Origin of the sequence: Pseudomonas sp. S4_EA_1b, assembly GCF_016307435.1 — a bacterium.
GTDB lineage: Bacteria > Pseudomonadota > Gammaproteobacteria > Pseudomonadales > Pseudomonadaceae > Aquipseudomonas > Aquipseudomonas rhodesiae.
This window is the reverse complement of record NZ_JAEILC010000204.1, coordinates 1-1,211: the sequence shown is the minus strand read 5'-3', so window position 1 is coordinate 1,211 and position 1,211 is coordinate 1. Positions and strand designations below refer to the sequence as shown.

Here is a 1,211-nt window from a genome sequence, read left to right as displayed (position 1 = left end):
CAGACCGAGTGGGCCTTCGCTGAAAAGGCCGCCAAGGACAAGGGGTTTGAGTTGATCAAGATCGCCGTGCCCGACGGCGAGAAGACCCTGTCGGCCATCGACAGCCTGGCCGCCAACGGCGCCAAGGGTTTTGTGATCTGCCCGCCGGATGTGTCCCTCGGCCCGGCGATTGTGGCCAAGGCCAAGCTCAACGATATGAAAGTCATGGCGGTGGACGACCGTTTTGTCGACGCCAAGGGCAAGTTTATGGAAGACGTGCCGTACCTGGGCATGGCCGCGTTTGAGGTAGGCCAGAAGCAGGGCGCGGCCATGGCGGATGAAGCGAAAAAACGCGGTTGGGACTGGAAAGAAACCTACGCGGTGATCACCACTTTCAACGAGCTCGATACCGGTAAGAAACGCACCGACGGTTCGATCGATTCGCTGAAAAAAGCCGGCATCCCCGCGGACCATATCCTCACCGCGCCGCTGAAAACCCTGGATGTACCGGGCAGCATGGACGCCGCCAACTCGGCGCTGGTCAAACTCCCAAGCGGCGTGAAAAACCTGATCATCGGCGGTATGAACGACAACACCGTGCTCGGCGGCGTGCGCGCCACTGAAGCGGCCGGTTTCAAGGCGGCCAATGTGATCGGGATCGGCATCAATGGCACCGATGCCATCGGCGAACTGAAAAAACCCGACAGCGGCTTCTACGGCTCCATGCTGCCAAGCCCGCATATCGAAGGCTACAAAACCGCCGAGATGATGTTCGAGTGGGTGACCACCGGCAAAGAGCCGCCTAAATACACCGCCATGGACGAAGTGACCCTGATCACCCGCGCCAACTTCCAGGAAGAACTGACCAAGATCGGGCTGTGGAAATGACCGCTGCGGCCTTGCGGTTTGACGGCATCGGCAAGACCTTTCCCGGGGTCAAGGCGCTGGACGGCATCAGTTTTACCGCCCAGCCCGGGCAAGTGCATGCGTTGATGGGCGAGAACGGCGCGGGCAAATCGACCCTGCTGAAGATCCTCGGCGGGGCCTATATCCCCAGCAGCGGCGCGCTGCATATCGGCGCGCAGACCCTGGCCTTCAAATGCGCGGCCGACAGCATCGCCAGCGGCGTGGCGGTGATTCACCAAGAGCTGCACCTGGTGCCGGAAATGAGCGTGGCCGAGAACCTGTTCCTCGGCCATTTGCCCACGCGCTGGGGCGTGGTCAACCGTGGC

At 61.5% G+C, this 1,211-nt stretch carries 2 protein-coding genes; both read left to right on the top strand.

The window, feature by feature from the left end; genetic code table 11:
- The coding region (locus YA0848_RS35590; protein WP_169903987.1) for a substrate-binding domain-containing protein at positions 1–867 on the top strand (867 nt) is incomplete at its 5' end.
- On the top strand, positions 864–1,211 hold a 348-nt coding region (locus YA0848_RS35585; protein ID WP_198712661.1), incomplete at its 3' end, for an ATP-binding cassette domain-containing protein. The genes YA0848_RS35590 and YA0848_RS35585, both read left to right, overlap by 4 nt.